Below are 20,546 nucleotides of genomic sequence, written 5' to 3' on the forward strand. Positions count from 1 at the left end.
AATGAAAAAGCGAGTGATTCTGAGCGCAATACTTATAGCTTCATTGTCTTTTACGACAGTGTTTGCCGCACCTGATTTAAATACCCAGAAAAGTAAGCTAAACAATATAAAAACTGAAAAGGGAAAAATAAACGCAGAAATAAGTCAGAAAAAACAAGAAGTAAATAATATAAATAAAAACATATACAGTTTAGATCAGAAAATAAATCAGAGCCAGTTAAAGCTCGATGAGCTTCAGTCGCAGATGGCAGGACTTAATGTTAATATTAAAGCAACAAAAAACAAGATATCTGAAATAGAAAAAGACCTTGAAAAAAATGAGGAACTTCTTCAGGAAAGACTCAGAGTCATGTACAAGACTAATGATATAAGTTATCTTGAGGTTCTCTTATCTTCAGAAGACATCACTGATCTTTTGTCTAATGTAAATAATATACAAAGGGTAGTAAATCATGATAAAGAGCTCCTTGAAAAGCTGGAGCAAAGCAAACAAAAACACGAGCAACAAAAAAAATCACTTGAAGCAAGCAAAGAAAAAATGTCTAAGATTCAAAAAGAGATGGAAAGTGAAAAGCTCTTAATGGAGGATAATCTTGGAGAACAATTTAGCGAAAAACATAAGATAGCCCAGGATCTAGATAAGCTAAAACTTCAAGAAGAAGAACTTCAAAGAGAATCTTCGGCTATAGAAAAACAGATTCAGTCACTTATTGCAAAACCAACAAGCAAAAGCTCCACACAGAAAAACTACTCTGGCGGGACAATGCACTGGCCACTCGCTGTAAAAGGGACCATAACTTCCAATTATGGATACAGGAGCGATCCTATAAATGGATCAAAAAGCTTTCACCAGGGACTTGATATTGCAGCGCCCAAAGGGACCGCAGTGTATGCAGCATCTGATGGGGTAGTAATATTTTCTGGATACAAGAACAGTTATGGCAATGTAGTTATGATAGATCACGGCGGTGGAATAGTGACAGTATATGCACATAATTCATCTCTTGTAGCAAGGACAGGTCAGAGCGTTAAACGGGGATCGCTTATATCAAAAGTGGGTTCTACTGGATACTCTACAGGAAACCATCTGCATTTTGAAGTCAGAAAAAATGGAGCTACAGTAAATCCGAGAAATTATATTTAGAATAAAAAATAATGGCAAAAAATGTAAAAGGAGATAAATTATATGAAGGCAGTAGATATAAAAAAACTCTTCAGAGAACCTGCGGAGTATGTGGGAAAAGAAATAACATTACAAGGTTGGATAAGAACTTCAAGAGATTCAAAAACATTTGGTTTTATTGAACTTAATGATGGAACATTTTTTAAAAATATCCAGATAGTAATTGAAGACGGAAAACTTGAAAATTTTAAAGAAGTAGTAAAGCTTCCAATTGCCACTGCAATAAATGTTTCAGGAACGCTTGTTGAAACGCCTGGAACCAAGCAGCCGTTTGAAATACAAGCTAATAAAATAGCTGTAGAAGCGACTTCGAATTCAGATTATCCTATACAGAAAAAAAGGCATACTTTTGAATACATGAGAACCATAGCTCATCTAAGACCTCGTGCAAATGCTTTTAATGCAACCTTTAGAGTAAGGTCTATTGCATCTTATGCAATTCATAAATTCTTTCAGGAAAATGGGTTTGTATATGTGAATACACCTATAATAACAGGATCGGATTGCGAAGGCGCAGGAGAGATGTTTAGAGTTACTACTCTTGATATGAACAATACTCAAAAAAATGACCAAGGCCTTGTGGACGAAAGCAAAGATTTCTTTAAAAAAGAAACAAATCTTACAGTAAGTGGACAGCTTAATGCAGAGGCATTCGCCTTAGCCTATAAGAATGTGTATACTTTTGGACCTACATTCAGATCGGAAAATTCAAATACTTCAAGACATGCAGCTGAGTTTTGGATGATGGAACCGGAAATGGCCTTTGCAGATTTAACTGATTATCTTGATAATGCAGAAGAAATGCTGAAGTTTGTTATAAAATATGTACTGGAAAATGCACCAGAAGAAATGGAATTCTTCAATTCGATAATTGACAAAGAACTCTTTGATAGACTGGAAAATGTCGTAAAATCTGAATTTGGAAGAATAACCTATACAGAAGCGGTTAAAGTCCTTCAGGAATCTGGAGAAAAATTTGACTATTCAGTTGAGTGGGGATCGGATTTGCAGACAGAGCACGAAAGATATCTTGCAGAAAAAGTATTCAAGAGACCAGTCTTTGTAACAAACTATCCAAAAGATATTAAATCTTTCTATATGAGGCTTGATGATGATGGAAAGACAGTTGCAGCTGCAGACCTTCTTGTTCCTGGAGTTGGAGAACTCATAGGAGGATCTCAAAGAGAAGAGAGATATGATGTTTTAACAGATAGAATGAAAGAAATGAATCTTAACGAAGAAGATTATTGGTGGTACCTTGAACTTAGAAAGTACGGTGGAGTAAAACATGCCGGATATGGACTTGGATTTGAGAGACTTATAATGTATCTTACTGGAATGGGAAACATAAGAGATGTTATCCCTTTTCCAAGAACAGTTGGATCAGCAGAATTTTAAGACAAATAAGGCCTGGGAATATAAACCTGGGTCTTTTTTTTATGCGAATTTACATAGAATTTACATAGGCTTTACACAGTCATAACAAACGATGACGATAATTAAGTTAAAATATGTATGTAAGGAAAACAAAATAAAATAAAAAATTGAAAAGGAGAGCAAATATGTTATTTAATAAGAAAATCATGGCACTGACTATTACGGCGGTATTATCTGCAGGCCTGCTTGCAGGATGTGTATCAAAAGAAGAAACAACAACAGAGGAACCGTCATTAGCAGAGGGATCATCATCAAAAATAATCCTTGTAGGATCGACTTCAGTGGATCCTTTGGCACAAAAACTGGCGCAAGCTTACAAAGAAATTAACCCAAATGTCGAGATAGAGATCCAGGCGGTTGGATCAAGTGCAGGAATAAAAGCGGCACTAGATGGAAGTGCAACAATAGGAATGTCATCAAGAGAGCTTAAAGACGAAGAAATAGCAGAAGGAGCAACTCCTCTTGTAATATGCAAAGACGGAATAGCAGTAGCGGTAAATCCAGAAAATCCGGTACAAAATCTTACTAAGGATCAGGTTCAGAAGATTTTCATGGGAGAGATAAGCAACTGGAAAGAAGTTGGAGGCAATGACGAAGAGATATTGGTTGTTTCAAGAGAGTCAGGATCAGGAACAAGAGGAGCCTTTGAAGAAATCCTAAAAATTGAGAAAGAAGTTGAAGGCAAAAAAATCAGTGGACTGATAGCGAATGCTCTTCAAGCAGAAGGCACAGGGGCTGTAAAAGCAAATGTTGCATCAAAGGCGAATGCGATTGGATATGTATCACTGGGTTATATAGATGAAACAATAAAGACGCTTCAGGTTGAAGGTGCGGATGCGACAGCTGAAAATATAATAGCAGGAACCTATCCTGTAGCAAGACCCTTTGTATTTGTTACTAAGGGAGAAATCACAGAAACAGATCAGACTTTCCTGGATTATGTAATGAGTGCACAAGGTCAGGCGGAAGCAGAAAAAGACGGATATATAAAAGTAAAATAAAAGCAAATCACATAAGTTCCTTTTATTTTAGGGACTTATGATTGAATCTGAGCAAAGAGGTGGAAGCATGAAAGATATGGACAATATAAAGAGGGTAAATGCCAGGAAGAAAACTGAAAAGTCAATTGAGATAGCATTTTTTCTATGTGGGCTTTTTGCGGTTTTTTCAGTAATATTCATAGCCTTTTATATAATGAAAAGGGGAATCCCGGCGATTGCTCAGGTGGGATTTAAGGAATTTATATTTGGAAAAATGTGGGAGCCAACTGGAGATTTTTATGGAATATGGCCAATGATCGTAGGAAGCATATACGCGACACTTGGAGCCATCCTTATTGGACTTCCAGTAGGAGTATTTACGGCAGTTTTTCTAGCCGAGATTGCACCACCTAAAACAGCTGCAATAATGCGTACTTCGATTAACCTGCTTGCAGGGATACCATCGGTTGTATATGGTTTTTTTGGGCTTGTTGTGATTGTCCCACTTATAGACGAAATGTTTGGAGGAGGCGGAAATAGCCTTCTTGCAACGGTTCTGATACTAAGTATAATGATACTTCCAACAATTATAAATCTTAGTGAAGCGGCAATAAGAGCAGTTCCTTCATACTACAAAGAGGGATCTCTTGGGCTTGGTGCAACTCACATTGAAACCATATTCAAGGTTATTCTGCCATCTGCGAAATCGGGTATACTTGCATCTATAGTTTTGGGTATAGGAAGAGCTGTAGGCGAAACAATGGCTGTAATCCTGGTTTCGGGGAACACTCCGGTAATACCAGAAAGCCTTTTGGACAGGTTAAGGACTATGACTGCTACAATAGCCATGGAGATGTCTTATTCAAGTGGCCTTCATCAAGAAGCACTATTTGGGATAGGAGTTATACTTTTTGTATTCATAATGATTCTGAATTTTATCCTGAATTACTTTACAACAAAGACTGGCGGTGACAGATAATGAGATCTATGTATAATAATATATTGAAAATCATGGTATATATATCAGCAGCCATAACATTTATGTTTTTAATCTGGATACTGTCATATATTCTCATAAAAGGGATACCGGGAATCAACATAGATTTTTTGATAAATGAGAAGACCGGAATTATTCCAGCCATTATATCTACACTTCATATGGTTGCTATAGCGCTTTTGATTTCTGGGCCAATAGGTATATTTGCAGCGGTATATCTTACAGAATATGCGAAACAAGGAAAAATGACCAGAATTATAAGATTTGCAACTGAGAGTCTTTCGGGAATACCCTCTATAATTTACGGACTTTTCGGGATGCTGTTTTTTGTTAAAACACTAGGCTGGGGCTGGTCACTCATTTCAGGATCACTGACAGCGAGCATTATGATACTTCCTACAATTGTAAGATCTACAGAAGAAACAATTAAATCTGTACCACGAGAATTTAAAGAAGGAAGCTATGGCCTTGGCGCCACAAAGATAAGGACTATATTTAGAATAATACTGCCCACAGCATCACCAGGGATACTGGCGGCTATGATACTGAGTATTGGTCGCGTGGTGGGAGAAACAGCAGCACTAATATTAACGGCTGGTACGGTGCTTCAGATACCAGGAAGCATAATGGATTCGGGAAGGACGCTCTCTGTACATCTTTATCTGTTAGCTAAAGAAGGAATATCTTTTGAAGACGCGTTTGCAACAGCTACAGTTTTGATAATAACAGTACTTCTGATTAATTTTTCAGCAACTTTTCTGAGTAAAAAACTAGGAAATAACAACTGATGAAAGGGAACTTTATGAACGACTATAAATTTTCAATAAAGAATATGAACTTATTTTACGGTGATTTTCAGGCGCTGAAAAATATTAACATAGATTTAAATAAAGAAGGTATTACAGCACTTATTGGCCCGTCAGGGTGTGGGAAATCTACATTTCTTAAGTCTCTTAACAGGATGAATGATCTTGTTGAAGCTTGCAGAATTGAAGGAGAAATTCTTCTTGATGGAGCAGATATATACAAAAATAGTATAGATGTATATCAGCTTAGGAAGAGAGTTGGAATGGTATTTCAAAAACCGAATCCATTTCCTATGAATATATATGAAAATGTAGCTTATGGCCCAAAGACTCATGGAATTAAAGATAAGGCAAAACTAGATGAGATAGTAGAAACCTCACTAAAGGGAGCCTTTATCTGGAATGAAGTAAAAGACAGGCTCAAGAGTTCGGCTCTTGGACTTTCTGGCGGACAACAGCAAAGGCTTTGTATAGCAAGGGCGCTTGCTGTAAATCCAGAGGTACTTCTTATGGATGAGCCTACTTCGGCACTTGATCCCATTGCCACTTCAAAGATTGAAGATCTTATGCAAGAACTTAAGAAAAAATATACAATAGTTATAGTTACTCATTCAATGCAGCAGGCGGCAAGAATATCTGATGAAACAGCGTTCTTTCTTTTAGGAGAACTCATAGAAAAAGATTTGACAAAAAAGATATTTACAACGCCTTTTAACAAAAAAACTGAAGATTATATAACGGGAAGATTTGGTTAATTAAAGGAGATCGTCATGGTAAGAGAAGGTTTTGATTTAAGTTTGTGTGAACTGAAAACTCAGGTTGTCCAGATGATGGATGATGTTGATGAAATAATGGAAAAGAGCGTAATGTCTCTTATTGAACAGGACATGGAAACCGCCAGATGGGCAATAAATTTTGACGATGTAATTGACGCGCAAAGAGATGATATTGAAGAAAGATGTATAGATCTGCTTGCTCTTCAGCAACCGGCTGCAAGAGATTTAAGGATACTATTTTCAATACTGAGCATAGTAAATGATCTTGAGAGGATGGGAGACTATTCTGTAAATATTGCAAAAGAAGCAATTCTCATTGGTGACGAGCAGCATATAAAACCTCTTAAGGACATACCTAAAATGAAGAACATAATTTCGGAAATGATAAAAAATACAAAAAAAAGCTTTATAGAAGAAAATTCAAAGCTTGCTTACAGAGTAGGAAGTGAAGATGAACTCGTAGATGAGCTGTATAAAAATATTTATAATGAGATTTTGCATAAGGTGAATGAAAATGCAAGTAACATTTCACAAGGTACAAGATTTCTCTTTGTCGGAAGATACCTTGAGAGGATGGGAGACCACCTTACTAACATCTGTGAAAAGATAATATATATAGTAGATGGAAAAAGAGTTGAAATAAATTAAGATGGGTATTTCACCAAATTTGTTATTTGATTGTCGACAAGCAAGTCCTTATTTGTTATACTGATACTGTTAAATAGTTTACATAACAGGAGGCAGAAATGGATAATAAGGAATTAACACTAAAGGCACTTCAGGATATGGGACTGAAGTATGAAATAATAGAACATGAAATTGTTCATACTATTGAAGATATGGAAGCCGCGGGTATAACGCAAAGATGCGATGTATGCAAAAACTTCTTTCTCAGAGATGCAAAAGGAAAGAGACACTTTGTAGTAACGCTTCCAAAAGACAAGCAAATCAACATTCAAGATATAGCAAAGCAAATTGGAAGCACAAGACTGAGCTTTGGATCAGATGAGAGGCTTGCTACTCACCTTAAACTTGTAACAGGACAGGTTGGACCACTTGCGGTTATCAATAACCCAGAAAAGACGGTTGAATTTGTATTTGATAAAGACCTTAAGGATGCAAAAAATCTTGGAATCCACCCAAATGATAATTCGGCTACTTTGATAATGGATTTTGAAGATATATTAAAACTAGTAAAAAAAGATGGACATAAGGTTTTTTATATTAAAGCATAATAATTTTTTGAAATAAATTTGAAATTTTTATTAACAAATATAAAGAATCGTGATATAATAGTTCACTAATAGAAGAATATTTATCATAACTGTGAAAAAGAGGTTGCGGGGGAAAAGTATCAGAGAAAGTGATTCTAAGGCTGAAAAATCACTTGACTGGAAACTTGCAATGTAGCTTTGGAGTTTCTGTATGAAACAAAGTAGTGCAGACGCCTGTTCAGCGTTAAATGAATTTTAAGTGCCGGACTTTGTCTGGAATTAAGGTGGTACCGCGAATTTTATCCCTCGTCCTTATAAGGATGGGGGATTTTTAATACAAAAAAATATTGGAGGTAGAAATGGCTAATTTATCAACTACTTATAGCCCTAAAGATTTTGAAGACAGAATCTATAAGATGTGGGAGGATGGAAAATATTTCAGTGCAAAACCTGATGCAACGAAGGAACCTTTCAGCATTGTTCTTCCGCCACCAAACATAACTGGACAGCTCCATATGGGTCACGCTCTGGATCATACTCTTCAAGATATTCTCATAAGGCAAAAGCGAATGGACGGATATAATACACTTTGGCAACCGGGTACTGACCATGCTTCCATAGCAACAGAAGTTAAAGTTGTGGAGAGAATAAGAGAGCAAGAAGGCAAGTCAAAAGAAGAACTCGGAAGAGATGAATTCCTAAAAAGAGCCTGGGCGTGGAAAGAGGAGTTTGGTGGAAGAATTGTTGACCAGATGAAAAAACTTGGAGATTCATGTGACTGGGAAAAAGAGCGCTTTACCATGGATGAGGGCTGCAACAAGTCTGTAACTGAATTTTTTGTAAAGTTATATGAAGATGGAAATATTTATAGAGGGAATCGAATCATAAACTGGTGTATAGACTGCAAAACGTCTCTTTCTGATGCAGAAGTTGACCATGGAGAAGTAGAAGGCAAATTCTACCACTTCTACTACCCTGTTAAGGATTCTGATGAAAAACTTGAAGTTGCTACTACAAGACCAGAAACGATACTTGGAGATACTGCAGTGGCTGTAAATCCAGATGATGAAAGATACAGTCATCTTATTGGGAAAACCCTTATAGTTCCATATGTAAACCGTGAAATAGAAGTTATAGCGGATAGTTATGTAGATATGGAATTTGGAACAGGTGTGGTAAAAATAACTCCAGCGCATGATCCAAATGACTTTGAAATTGGCCAAAGACATATGCTAAAGCAAATTATAGTTATGGATGAGCTTGGAAAGATGAATGAAAATGCTGGAAAATATGAAGGCATGACAAGAGAAGAGTGTAGAAAAGCCATAATTGAAGATTTAGAAAAAGACGGACTTATGGCATCTATAAAGGACCATGTTCATAATGTTGGTCATTGCTACAGATGTAATACTGTAGTAGAACCAAGACTCTCAAAGCAATGGTTTGTAAGAATGGAAAACCTTGCCAGACCTGCCATAGACGCCCTTGAGAATAAAGATTTTGAACTTATTCCAGACAAATTTGACAAGATATATTACAACTGGTTGAATAATATCAGAGACTGGTGCATATCAAGACAACTTTGGTGGGGACACAGAATACCCGCTTATTACTGCCAGGAGTGTGACGAGATAGTGGTATCAAGAAAAATGCCATTAATTTGTCCCAAGTGCAAGTCTTCACATTTTGTTCAAGACGAAGATGTCCTTGATACATGGTTTTCATCAGCGCTATGGCCATTTAGTACTTTAAACTGGCCTGAAGACAGTGCGATGCTAAGACATTTTTATCCTACAAGCGTACTTGTAACAGGTTATGATATTATATTCTTCTGGGTAATAAGAATGGTCTTTTCAGGCCTTTACACTATGGATGAAGTTCCTTTTAAACATGTTCTTATTCATGGGCTTGTAAGAGATTCACAAGGAAGAAAAATGAGTAAATCCCTTGGAAACGGGATTGATCCTCTGGAAGTAATTGAAGAATATGGTGCAGATGCTCTGAGATTTACACTTGCTACAGGGAATTCACCAGGAAACGACATGAGATTTTATGTAGAAAGAGTAGAAGCTTCCAGAAATTTTGCAAATAAGATATGGAATGCTTCAAGATTTATATTCATGAACCTTGAGAGCTTTGGAGACAAAGAAATTTCAAAAGAAAGAGCTATGAACAACCTTGAGCTGTCTGACAAGTGGATTATATCAAAGGCAAACAAAGTTGCCAGAGATGTAACGGAAAATATAGACAAGTTTGAGCTTGGCCTTGCTGCTGAAAAAATCTATGATTTTGCATGGTCTCAGTTTTGTGACTGGTATATTGAGATGGTTAAGCCAAGACTTTATGGTGATGATGAAGAGGCCAAAAACGCGGCGCTTTATACATTGACATATGTACTTGAAAAAATTCTAAAACTTCTTCATCCTTTCATGCCATTTATAACAGAAGAAATATACTCATATCTTGGAAAAGAAGAAAAAATAATTGTAGTCCAGTGGCCACATTATGACGAAAATGAAAATTACGAAAAAGAAGAGCATCAGATGGAAATAGTAATGGAAGCCGTTAGATTGATAAGAAACTCAAGATCTGAAATGAACGTGCCTCCATCTAAAAAAGCTACTGTTATGGTAGTTTCTGATGGAGAAGTAAGAGAAGCCATACAAGTGGCAAAGATATATATCAAGACCCTGGCTTCAGCTTCGGATGTGGAATTTATAAACGAAGCATCGATTCCTGAAGACGCAGTAAGTATCGTTATGGATGGAGCAAAACTTTTCCTTCCTCTTGCTGAACTTATAGATTTTGAAAAAGAGATAGAGAGACTAGAAAAAGAAAAATCAAAGCAAGAAGGTGAAATAAAAAGAGCAATAGGAAAACTTAACAATCAAGGCTTCCTTGCAAAAGCACCACAGAGCCTAGTTGATGAAGAGACAGCGAAGAAAGAAAAACACGAAGAAATGCTAGCTTCAGTTAACGAGAGAATTATGCAGCTTAAGAAAAAATAATAAAATTTAATTAGTGTTAACAATTTTAATTTAAATGAAAGATATGATTAAAGGAGTATTTTAAAATGCCAATAGTACAGGTAGAGCTTTTAAAAGGAAGAACAGTAGAACAAAAAAGAGCTATGATCGAAAAGGTAACTGCAGCAATATGTGAGACAACAAACTGTCCTGCTGAAGCGGTGAGCATAATAATAAGAGAAATGGAAAAGGAAAACTACGCGCATGCGGGCGTTTTACAATGTGACAAATAATATCTGAGAGGTGAAAGAATTGAAAGAAAGATTAGAAAACCTTAGAAAAGCTGCAATAGACCAGCTTAAGGAAGCAGGAAGCCTTGACAGAGTTGAGGAAATTAGAATTAATTTTCTGGGAAAGAAAAATGAACTGGCTAACCTCATGAAAGAGATGGGGAAACTACCATCTGACATAAGACCTGAAATGGGAAAAGTAGCAAACGAAGTGAGAACTGAGATTGAGAATTTTATTGAAAACAAAAAAATAGAATTTAAGGAAATACTCCTTAATGAAAAACTAGAAAAAGAATCAATAGATGTAACAATACCTGTAGATGTAAGATTTGTCGGGAAAATGCATCCTATAACACTTGTTATATCTGAAATTGAGAAGATATTCATGTCCATGGGATTCTCTATAGAAGAGGGTCCTGAGGTTGATACTGTGGCAAACAACTTTGACAGGCTCAATGCGCCAAAATATCATCCATCAAGAGAAATGAGCGATACTTTTTATTTTACAGAGGATCTTTTGCTTAGAACTCAGACCTCAACAGTTCAGGCAAGAACTATGATGAGAGATAAGCCCCCTATAAGAATGATTTCGCCTGGAAGATGTTTCAGATATGATACTCCAGATGCTACCCATTCGCCTATGTTTCACCAGATAGAAGGCCTTGTTGTGGCAGAAAACATAACACTTGCAAACCTTAAATCTACTCTTGAGACGTTTGTATCGATGTTTTTTGGAGACGATATAAAGACTAAATTCAGACCCCATAACTTCCCTTTTACAGAGCCTAGCGCAGAAGTTGATGTTACGTGCTTTAAATGTAACGGAAAAGGCTGCAGCATATGCAAGGGAGAAGGCTGGATAGAAATTCTGGGAGCTGGAATGGTGCACCCTAATGTTCTTGAAAACTGTGGCATAGATTCAAAAAAATACACAGGCTTTGCTTTTGGAATGGGAGTAGAAAGAATAGCAATGCTCAAGTATGGAATAGAAGATATCAGACTGCTTTATGAAAATGACAGCAGATTCTTGTCACAATTTTAATTGGAGGTGCAAAATTGAAAGTATCATTAAAATGGCTTAGAGATTATGTGGATATAAATAAGGACGTCAAGACTTTTGCTGATATGATGACTATGTCAGGCACAAAGTCTGAGGCAATAGAATTTCTTGGAGAAGAGATAGAGAATGTAGTTACGGGTAAAATTGTTTCAATAGAAGAACATCCAGACGCAGAAAAGCTCATAGTTACTCAGATAGACATCGGGAAAGAAGAACTTTTACAGATTGTTACAGGAGCAAAGAATGTATCAGTAGGAGACTATGTACCTGTAGCGCTTCATGGATCAAAGCTGCCTGGCGGAATAAAAATAAAAAATGGAAAACTTAGAGGAGTTGCTTCAAATGGAATGCTCTGTTCCAACGAAGAACTCAACATAGATTCAAAGTATATAGATGAAAAATCAAAAGATGGGATACTTCTTCTTCATGAGGTAGAAACAGGTAAAGACATAAGAGAAGTACTTCTGCTTAATGATGCAATTGTTGAATTTGAGCTGACTGCAAACAGACCTGACTGCCAGTCTATGATGGGAATTGCATACGAAGCCGCGGCAACTCTGGGAATAAAGGCAAATATACCTGTGCCAGAGGTTAAGGCTGAGACGGATGCAGACGTGAGAATATCTGTAGATGTTGAAGATGAATGTCTTTGCCCAAGATACATGCTTCGTGAGATAAGAGATATAAAGATATGTCCTTCTCCATATTGGATGCAAAGAAGGCTTATAGAATATGGCATGAGACCTATAAACAACATTGTAGACATCACTAACTATGTTATGATTGAATACGGTCAGCCACTTCATGCATTTGATGCAGAAAAAATACAGTCGGGTAAAATTCTTGTAAGAAGAGCTCATGAAGGCGAAAAACTGACAACTCTGGATGCTATACAAAGAACCCTGGATACAGATATGCTTCTTATAACAGATGGAAAACAGCCAATAGGCATAGCCGGAGTTATGGGTGGATTCAATACAGAGATAGATGCAAATACAAAAAATATAGTTATTGAGAGTGCACTTTTTGATGCTGACAGCATAAGACTTACATCTAGAAGACTGGGCCTGAGATCTGAGGCATCTTCTAAATATGAAAAAGGCATAGATATATTAAGGCCAAATCTTGCACTTGACAGAGCATGTCAGCTTATTGAAGAATTAGGATACGGATCTGTTTGCAGCGGCATAGTAGATACAATGAAAACGGAATTTGTACCTGCAATTATCCAAACTACTTTTTCAAATATAAATGGGCTTATGGGAACCGAGTTAAGTATATCAGATATAACTGATATACTCCAAAGTCTTAATTTTGAATGTTTAGTGGAAGGGGACAATATAAAAGTAACAGTTCCTCATTACAGACTGGACATGGCAATAGCAGATGATATTGTAGAAGAAGTGGCAAGGATATACGGTTACAATAATATAGAATCAAAACCTATATACGCAGAAGTTACTCAGGCAAGAAAAAGCAAAGACAGACAGTTTGAAGATATTTTAAAATCCCTTGCTATGAATAATGGACTTACTGAGGTTTCAACATACTCTTTCGTGAGCCCAAAAGGACTTGAAAAATCTAACATTACAGATATGAAATATCATAATTTCCTTAAGCTTCTCAATCCTCTTGGAGAAGAGACCTCTGTTATGAGAACAAGTCTTATCCCAGAGATGCTGGATGTAATGTACACAAATACCTCAAGAAAAAATGATGAATTTGCAGCATTTGAATATGGAAATACATTCTTTATGTCAGAAGAAGATAAACTGCCTGAAGAAGCAAAGGCCATGGTAGCAGCAGCTTATGGAAAAGCAGAAGAATTTTTCATTATGAAGGCAAGGCTTGAAGGAATACTGAAGGGGCTTGGCTTGAAAGAATATGAATATGTACCTGAAAAAACAAACAGAGTTTTCCATCCGGGCAGATGCGCAAATGTTGTAGCAGATGGCAAGAATATAGCTGTTATAGGAGAAATTCATCCAGCAGTACTGGAAAATTATGGTATCAAAAAGAGAATTTATCTTTTTGAGATATTCGTTGATGAGGTAAAATCTGTATCCAATACAGAGATAATATATAGTCAGATACCTAAATACCCAACGGTGTTAAGAGATATAGCACTTGTTGTCGATAAAGACGTGTATGTAAATGAAATTGAAAAGGTCATCAGAAAAAATGGCAAGAAGCTGCTTGAAGAAGTGAAGCTCTTTGATATCTTTGAAGGAGCTCAGATAGGAAGCGATAAAAAATCTGTGGCATATTCATTGAAATTTAGAGCTGCTGACAGAACACTGACTGATGAAGAAATTAATCCTGTAATAGAAAAAATACTTCTTCAGCTGGAAATTGAATGTAACGCAAATCTTAGATAAAGCAAATATGATTTACGTCTCATGTTTACGGGTATAAAATAGATGGAATTTATAGATGTTTTATATGTAACATAACGGGAGGGGATTTGCATGTCAATATTTGACAAAGTCAATAAGATGGCAAGAAATGTCACCGAAAAAGCTACCGAAGCAATGGAGGTTACACGACTTAATACAAAGGTAGGAGAGGAAAATCGCAACATACTCGAATACCAGAAAAAAATCGGAGAAATAATCTGGAATAAGTTTGAAGCGGGCGAAGTGCTTTCTCCTGAATTAGCAGAAGTATGTGAAAATATTAAAAACAGTAAAGGCGTAATAGCCGGAATAATGAACGACATTCAAAAGCTTAAGGATGAAGTGGATCCGTCAGAATCACCTGCAGCACCATCAGAATCGTCGGCAGAAGCTAAAGGAGTTGTATGCCCTGCATGTGGGGCGGCTAATACTGAAGAAACAAAATTTTGTGGAGAATGTGGAGCCAAGCTTTAACAAGTTTTTTAAAGATAATAAATATCAAAAAAAGTCAGGGCTGATTGATATAATCAGTCCTGACTTTTGAAATTCCTATTCAGAACCGAACTCTACTATGGTGTGATTTTTATTGGATTCATGAACGTCTATGATCCTCTGATTTAAAGAACCTCTGAATTTAAGTGTCAGGTCTTTTTTGCTCTCCACATAGGGCCCATCTACAAGTATATCTGTAAATACCAAAAGTCTCATATAGTCTATATCGGTTTTTGAAATTTCATGGATTTCTTCAAATGTATAGCCGGTGTATGTCATAATATTTAAATCCCTTGATTTTATTTCAGCAGCCAGATCTGCAAATTCACCAGCCTGACAAAAGGGTTCGCCACCTGAAAACGTAACCCCACTAAGGAGAGGATTTTTCTCTATTTCAGTCATTATTTCAGCCGAATCAATAACGAATCCACCTTCAAAATCATGAGTTTGTGGATTGTGGCATCCGTGACATTTGTGAGGACATCCCTGACCAAAGACAACAAACCTTATCCCTGGACCGTTGACTATGGATTCTCTTATTATGCCTGCGATTTTCATAATATCTCCATTTTTCTTTCTGATGATGCATCCATATGTTTTACTCTCTGGCTTTCTTCGGCTTTTTTTGCATCATTGAATCGATTAACAGTACCTACAAGGTAACCAGTAATTCTTCTGATTCTTTCAAATGGAATATCAGCAGATTCGCTTCTCTTGCACTTAGGACACACTTCGCCGATTACACCGGTATAGCCGCACTCGGGGTCTCTATCGACAGGATGATTTATAGAGCCATAACCTATTCCAGCTTCTTTCATGGCTTTTATAACCGATTCAAAAGCTTCAAGATTATTGGAAGGATCTCCATTCATCTCTACATAAGTTATATGGCCACCGTTTGTGAGTTCATGATAAGGGGCCTCAAGTCTTATTTTATCAAAGGCTGTTATGTTGTAATGTACAGGAATGTGGAATGAATTTGTATAGTATTCCCTGTCTGTTACTCCTGGTATTTCTCCATATTTTTTTCTGTCCATCCTGACAAATCTTCCTGAAAGACCTTCGGCAGGAGTAGCTATAAGTGAAAAATTAAGTTTATATCTTTTTGCTGCTTCGTCTGTTTTTTCTCTCATGCGGCTAATTATTTTCAGGCCAAGTTCCTGAGCATCTGCAGATTCTCCATGATGAGATCCAGTAAGTGCTTTGAGAGCCTCTGCCAGACCAATAAATCCTACCGTAAGGGTGCCGTGTCTAATAACCTCTCTTATGGAATCTTCGGGCTTTAGTTTATCGCTGTCCAGCCAGATGCCTTGACCCATCAGGAAAGGAAAGTTCTTTGATTTTTTATTGCACTGTATTTCGAATCTTTCGAGGAGCTGATCTATTACAAGCTCGGTTTTTATATCAAGTTCATAAAAAAAATCTTCTATATTTCGCTCGTTCTTTATAGCAATTCTCGGAAGATTTACAGATGTAAAGCTAAGATTTCCCCGTCCGCTTACAATTTCTCTTGAAGGATCATATTTATTTGCCATTACTCTTGTTCGGCACCCCATGTATGCTACTTCGGTTTCAGGGGTTCCTTTGTAAAAGCTTGCATTAAACGAAGCATCAATAAATGAAAAATTTGGAAACAGTCTTTTAGCACTGACTCTGCATGCAAGTTTGAAAAGGTCGTAGTTGGGATCTGAGGAGTTGTAATTAATGCCTTCCTTCACCTTGAATATGTGTATTGGGAATATAGGTGTTTCTTCATTGCCGAGGCCTTTTTCAGTTGCAAGGAGTATGTTTTTAATTATCATTCTTCCCTCGCTTGACGTATCCATTCCGTAGTTGATTGAACTGAAAGGAATTTGGGCACCCGCTCTGCTGTGCATGGTGTTTAGATTGTGAACAAGTGATTCCATGGCCTGATAACAAGCTCTGTCAGTTTCTGCAAGTGCTTTTTTTAGAACAAAATCCTGTATCTTTAATGCATTTACGGTTCCGAAATTTTCTTTAAGGAATTCGGCTTCTTTATCCTGATAGGCACTATCTGCAGAAAGTTCAGGTACAAGATTAAATTTATTTTTTATATCAGACATCATATTTTTGACAAAGATCTCGGCATCATCAAACTCACACAGCAGCATAATTGCTTTTTCCAGGTTTTGTCGGTAAAGTCTTGCGTATGTTTTGCTTACTCCCTTTGAAAGGGCATAATCAAAATTTGGGATACTCTGACCCCCGTGCTGGTCATTTTGGTTAGACTGTATAGCAATGCATGTGAGTGCAGAGTAACTTGATATGTCGTTAGGCTCTCTAAGAAAACCGTGGCCTGTAGAAAATCCCTTTGCAAATAATTTTTCCAAATCTATCTGACAGCAGGTGGTAGTAAGTGTCAAAAAATCCAGATCATGTATATGAATATCGCCGTTTTCGTGAGCATTGGAATGAGACCGGTTAAGTACATGCGTAGTATAAAACTGCTTGGCGCCTTCTGACCCATATTTAAGCATGGTACCCATTGCGGTATCGCCATCTATATTGGCATTTTCTCTTTTTGTATCATTTTCACTGGAATCCTTAAATGTGAGTCCTTCGTAGATTTTCATAAGGTGTGTATTTTTCTCTCTTATTCTGGTTCGCTCTGCTCTATAGAGTATGTATTCTTTTGCAGTTTTTGCATGTCCAGTTTCAATAAGGGTTTTTTCTACAGCATCTTGTATTTCTTCTACACTGGGAAGCTTTATATCTTTTTTGCTAAGGTAGGAGACAACGTCTTTTGAAAGCTCCATAGATGTGTGGTAATCTTGTCCTCCTACGGCCTTGGCCGACTTATATATGGCTGTGGCGATTCTTTCGATATTAAATTCTACTGTTCTTCCATCTCTTTTTATAATTTTCTGGAACATAATCCTATCCCTTTCTATACAATATATAGTGGTAATGCTTCTCGATAATTAAGATTATATACCGTATGTTGAAAATGATCAACATATTTATTACTAATTAAAATAAAAAAACCAAAAAAAAATTCTTATAAAGAATTTTCTTTTGGTCAGAGTCATATTTTTATTATTAAATCAACCATTCTCCAAGAAGTGAACCGGCAAGTGCGACTGCAGCTTTTGCAGTTTTATTTACGTGGTCAAGTAGTGGGTTTACTTCAACAAATTCTGCGCTTACCAGTTTTTCTGATTTTGCGATAAGTTCAAGTGCGTAATGAGCTTCTCTGTAGCCCATACCACCAGGTACTGTAGTTCCTGTACCAGGAGCTACCTCGGGATCTAGCACATCAAGGTCAAAGCTAACGTGAATGCCGTCTGTTCCATCGCCGGCAATCTTTATAGCCTCTTCCATAACTTTTTTGATTCCCATGTCATCAATTTCATACATCGTAAATACTTTAATTCCAAGCTCTTTCATTGCTTTTCTTTCGCCTGAATCAAGATCTCTTGAACCAATATATACAAAATTATCTTTATTTATTACACTTTCTTTTCCGCCTATTGAAGTAAGGGATTCATGACCCATTCCAAGTAAAACGGCTACAGGCATCCCATGTATGTTGCCTGATGGGCTTGTTTCAGCAGTGTTAATATCGCCGTGAGCATCAAACCATATGATACCAAGATTTTTCTTGTGCTGCAAAACCCCGGATATAGTTCCAATTGCAATGCAGTGATCTCCTCCTATGACTAGTGGAAATCTCCCCTCGTCCATGACCTTAGATACTTGTGTGCATAATTTTTCATTAACATCTGCTACGACATTAAGATTTTTAAGGTTAGATCCTTCAACAGTTACGGCTTCTCTTCGATTTACTGGAATATCTCCCTTGTCTTCTACATTGTATCCTATATTTTCGAGCCTTTTTTGAAGTCCTGCGTATCTTACAGCATCTGGGCCTAGATTGCCGCCTCTTGTTCCAGCTCCAAGGTCAATGGGTACACCTATTATAGAAAGGTTGTTATTTATTTCTGGTCTCATAAATCCTCCGAATCAATCTAAATAAAAAATATTTAATATAAAATAAAATTATAATTCTTTATTATAATAAATATGCAAGAAGTGTGCCAAAACAAGAAGCTTTATTTTTCAACTATTACACTGGATGGAAAATTGTTTTTTAAAGTTTTGTAAAAAAAATATTGTCTATTTGTAAATAAAATAAGCGAAATTGTAAATATTTTGATATAATAAGGAAAAGGAGTGATTCTATGTTTGACAAGGCAATATCATCTATATTTGCAGTTAAAAATTTTTTTGATGAGATATCTATTGTTGATAAAAATGGGATAATAAGATATTGTGAGATATTTATACCGGATATGTATAGCTTTACAGCAGATGAGATAACAGGAAAACATATTTTTGATGTGTTTAAGACGTCTAATGAAAAAAACAGCGAGGTTTACCAGGTTTTAAGAACGGGAAAACCAATGATACTCTTCAAAGAAGATCTCATAACTTATAAAGGTGACAAGGTAAAAGGCTACAGCAGTTCTTATCCGATATATAAAGATAAGGAAATAGTAGGGGTAGCAGTAGCTATGAAAGTTGTGGATTCAAACTTCAGCAAAGAATTTATAATGATAGTAGATGAAGATAAGGGAGTAAAGAGTGAAGGGAGGAATAATTATACAATAGACAGCCTGATAACTCAGGATCCCTATATGCTTGAGATAAAGAAAAAAATCAAAAAAATTGCTAAAACTGATTCATATGTGCTGATACAGGGTAAAACTGGGACTGGAAAAGAGATTGTGGCTCAGTCCATTCATTATGCAAGCAACAGATCAGATAAGCCTTTTATATCTCAAAATTGTGCCGCCATACCTGCGAATTTGCTCGAAAGTACTCTTTTTGGGACTGAAAAAGGAAGCTTTACAGGGGCGATAACTAACAAAGGGCTTTTTGAACTGGCTGACGGAGGGACTATTTTTCTTGATGAGATAAATTCTATGGAAATATCGCTTCAGAGCAAGATTCTTAAAGCTATTGAAGAAAGAAGCATAAGGAGGATAGGTGGACATAAGAACATAAAGACGGACATAAGAATCATAGCAGCTATAAACGAAGATCCGTTTGAATCTATATTGGGCAACCGGCTAAGGGATGATTTGTTTTACAGGCTTAATATTGTATCACTTAAACTTAATGAACTTAGAGAAAGAAAAAACGACATAAAGTTGTTAACAGATTATTACATTGATTTTTACAATAATGCCATGAATATGAATCTAAAAGGGATTGATCAAAAAGTAGAAAAAATATTTCAAGATCACGAATGGCGAGGAAACGTAAGAGAACTTAGAAACATAATTGAAAGTGCATTTAATCTGACGGAATCGGAATTGATAACAATAGAAGATGTTCCTGATTATATTTTATCAAAAAAGACAGTAAAACCTAAAAATATAAGGACAAAAATGACTATTAATGATGATATTAATTCTGATAATAAAATAGAATATGGATATGATGAATTGGTGAAAAGTTTTGAAAAAAGCCTGATTAAAGAAGCCCTAAATAATAGTAAAAGTAAGGCTGAGGCGGCCAGGAAACTAAATCTTACGAGGCAGACACTTAATTACAAGATGGAAAAATTATGTATAATTGATTAATGTTTAATAAAACAAAGGGGCTGTCGGGAAATAGCCCCCAAAGAAAAAAGCGACTAGTTCGCTTTTTTTAATGCAAAAAAAAGCAAAAAAAAATGACAAAATATATTGCCATCTTTTCCCGTTATATTTTATAATATAACTACCCATGAAACAATATTATAACCAATTTTTTGAAAAAGGACAACAGGTTATTAATTTTAATCTTTACACAATAGGTTTACCTGCTGACGATCCAGTCTATACCCTAATAAATGTATTGGAGGATTTCGATTTTTCTAGCTTACTGGCTAGATACTCAAACAAGGGAAGAAAAGGCTATAACCCTATTATGTTATTTGCA

The 20,546-nt window shown here is 36.3% G+C and carries 17 protein-coding genes and 1 other annotated feature; of the genes, 14 read left to right on the top strand and 3 right to left on the bottom strand.

Annotated features, from left to right (window positions below; all coding sequences use genetic code 11):
• Position 1 precedes the first annotated feature (1 nt).
• From G558_RS13425 to G558_RS0108580, 13 genes are all read left to right on the top strand, one after another.
• Positions 2-1,144: a murein hydrolase activator EnvC family protein gene (locus tag G558_RS13425; protein ID WP_051188606.1), complete on the top strand. Its 1,143-nt coding sequence runs from the start codon at positions 2-4 to the stop codon at positions 1,142-1,144.
• 42 nt (positions 1,145-1,186) lie between these two features.
• Positions 1,187-2,581: an asparagine--tRNA ligase gene (gene asnS / locus G558_RS0108525; protein WP_028829803.1), complete on the top strand. Its 1,395-nt coding sequence runs from the start codon at positions 1,187-1,189 to the stop codon at positions 2,579-2,581.
• A gap of 164 nt (positions 2,582-2,745) precedes the next feature.
• The gene (locus G558_RS0108530; protein WP_028829804.1) at positions 2,746-3,621 is read left to right on the top strand and encodes a phosphate ABC transporter substrate-binding protein; all 876 of its coding nucleotides are present in this window, start codon (positions 2,746-2,748) and stop codon (positions 3,619-3,621) included.
• 67 nt (positions 3,622-3,688) lie between these two features.
• On the top strand, positions 3,689-4,579 hold the full coding sequence (gene pstC, locus G558_RS0108535; RefSeq protein ID WP_330363837.1) for a phosphate ABC transporter permease subunit PstC: 891 nt from the start codon (positions 3,689-3,691) through the stop codon (positions 4,577-4,579).
• The gene (pstA, locus tag G558_RS0108540; protein WP_028829806.1) at positions 4,579-5,385 is read left to right on the top strand and encodes a phosphate ABC transporter permease PstA; all 807 of its coding nucleotides are present in this window, start codon (positions 4,579-4,581) and stop codon (positions 5,383-5,385) included. Before pstC ends, pstA begins: the two co-directional genes overlap by 1 nt.
• Positions 5,386-5,399: 14 nt before the next feature.
• A complete protein-coding gene (pstB, locus tag G558_RS0108545) occupies positions 5,400-6,158 on the top strand; it encodes a phosphate ABC transporter ATP-binding protein PstB (protein ID WP_028829807.1) in 759 nt (252 codons plus the stop codon).
• 15 nt (positions 6,159-6,173) lie between these two features.
• Positions 6,174-6,827, top strand: coding sequence for a phosphate signaling complex protein PhoU (gene phoU / locus G558_RS0108550; RefSeq protein WP_028829808.1), 654 nt, complete (start codon positions 6,174-6,176; stop codon positions 6,825-6,827).
• Positions 6,828-6,925: 98 nt separating this feature from the next.
• Positions 6,926-7,414 (top strand): prolyl-tRNA synthetase associated domain-containing protein, encoded by a 489-nt coding sequence (locus G558_RS0108555; RefSeq protein WP_028829809.1) that lies wholly within the window; start codon positions 6,926-6,928, stop codon positions 7,412-7,414.
• Between the two features lie 82 nt (positions 7,415-7,496).
• Positions 7,497-7,710, top strand: a binding site (T-box leader).
• A 42-nt stretch (positions 7,711-7,752) separates the two neighbouring features.
• Positions 7,753-10,401, top strand: coding sequence for a valine--tRNA ligase (locus tag G558_RS0108560; RefSeq protein WP_028829810.1), 2,649 nt, complete (start codon positions 7,753-7,755; stop codon positions 10,399-10,401).
• A gap of 65 nt (positions 10,402-10,466) precedes the next feature.
• Complete coding sequence (locus G558_RS0108565) at positions 10,467-10,652, top strand: 4-oxalocrotonate tautomerase (RefSeq protein ID WP_028829811.1); 186 nt, start codon at positions 10,467-10,469, stop codon at positions 10,650-10,652.
• A 19-nt stretch (positions 10,653-10,671) separates the two neighbouring features.
• Positions 10,672-11,691: a phenylalanine--tRNA ligase subunit alpha gene (pheS, locus tag G558_RS0108570; RefSeq protein WP_028829812.1), complete on the top strand. Its 1,020-nt coding sequence runs from the start codon at positions 10,672-10,674 to the stop codon at positions 11,689-11,691.
• Between the two features lie 14 nt (positions 11,692-11,705).
• Positions 11,706-14,087 (top strand): phenylalanine--tRNA ligase subunit beta, encoded by a 2,382-nt coding sequence (gene pheT / locus G558_RS0108575; protein WP_028829813.1) that lies wholly within the window; start codon positions 11,706-11,708, stop codon positions 14,085-14,087.
• 90 nt (positions 14,088-14,177) lie between these two features.
• Complete coding sequence (locus G558_RS0108580) at positions 14,178-14,579, top strand: zinc-ribbon domain-containing protein (RefSeq protein ID WP_028829814.1); 402 nt, start codon at positions 14,178-14,180, stop codon at positions 14,577-14,579.
• A 75-nt stretch (positions 14,580-14,654) separates the two neighbouring features.
• Here the strand turns inward: G558_RS0108580 and nrdG are convergent, their stop codons facing one another.
• From nrdG to rocF, 3 genes are all read right to left on the bottom strand, one after another.
• Positions 14,655-15,155 (bottom strand): anaerobic ribonucleoside-triphosphate reductase activating protein, encoded by a 501-nt coding sequence (nrdG, locus tag G558_RS0108585; RefSeq protein WP_036931829.1) that lies wholly within the window; start codon positions 15,153-15,155, stop codon positions 14,655-14,657.
• Positions 15,152-17,491: an anaerobic ribonucleoside triphosphate reductase gene (locus tag G558_RS0108590; RefSeq protein ID WP_028829816.1), complete on the bottom strand. Its 2,340-nt coding sequence runs from the start codon at positions 17,489-17,491 to the stop codon at positions 15,152-15,154. Before G558_RS0108590 ends, nrdG begins: the two co-directional genes overlap by 4 nt.
• A 166-nt stretch (positions 17,492-17,657) precedes the next feature.
• Positions 17,658-18,569: an arginase gene (gene rocF, locus G558_RS0108595; RefSeq protein ID WP_028829817.1), complete on the bottom strand. Its 912-nt coding sequence runs from the start codon at positions 18,567-18,569 to the stop codon at positions 17,658-17,660.
• Between the two features lie 230 nt (positions 18,570-18,799).
• On the opposite strand from rocF, the gene G558_RS0108600 reads away from it, so the two are divergent.
• The gene (locus G558_RS0108600; protein ID WP_028829818.1) at positions 18,800-20,206 is read left to right on the top strand and encodes a sigma-54 interaction domain-containing protein; all 1,407 of its coding nucleotides are present in this window, start codon (positions 18,800-18,802) and stop codon (positions 20,204-20,206) included.
• The last annotated feature ends 340 nt before the right edge of the window (positions 20,207-20,546 follow it).

Origin of the sequence: Proteocatella sphenisci DSM 23131, from assembly GCF_000423525.1 — a bacterium.
In the GTDB taxonomy this organism is placed as follows: Bacteria; Bacillota; Clostridia; order Peptostreptococcales; family Filifactoraceae; genus Proteocatella; species Proteocatella sphenisci.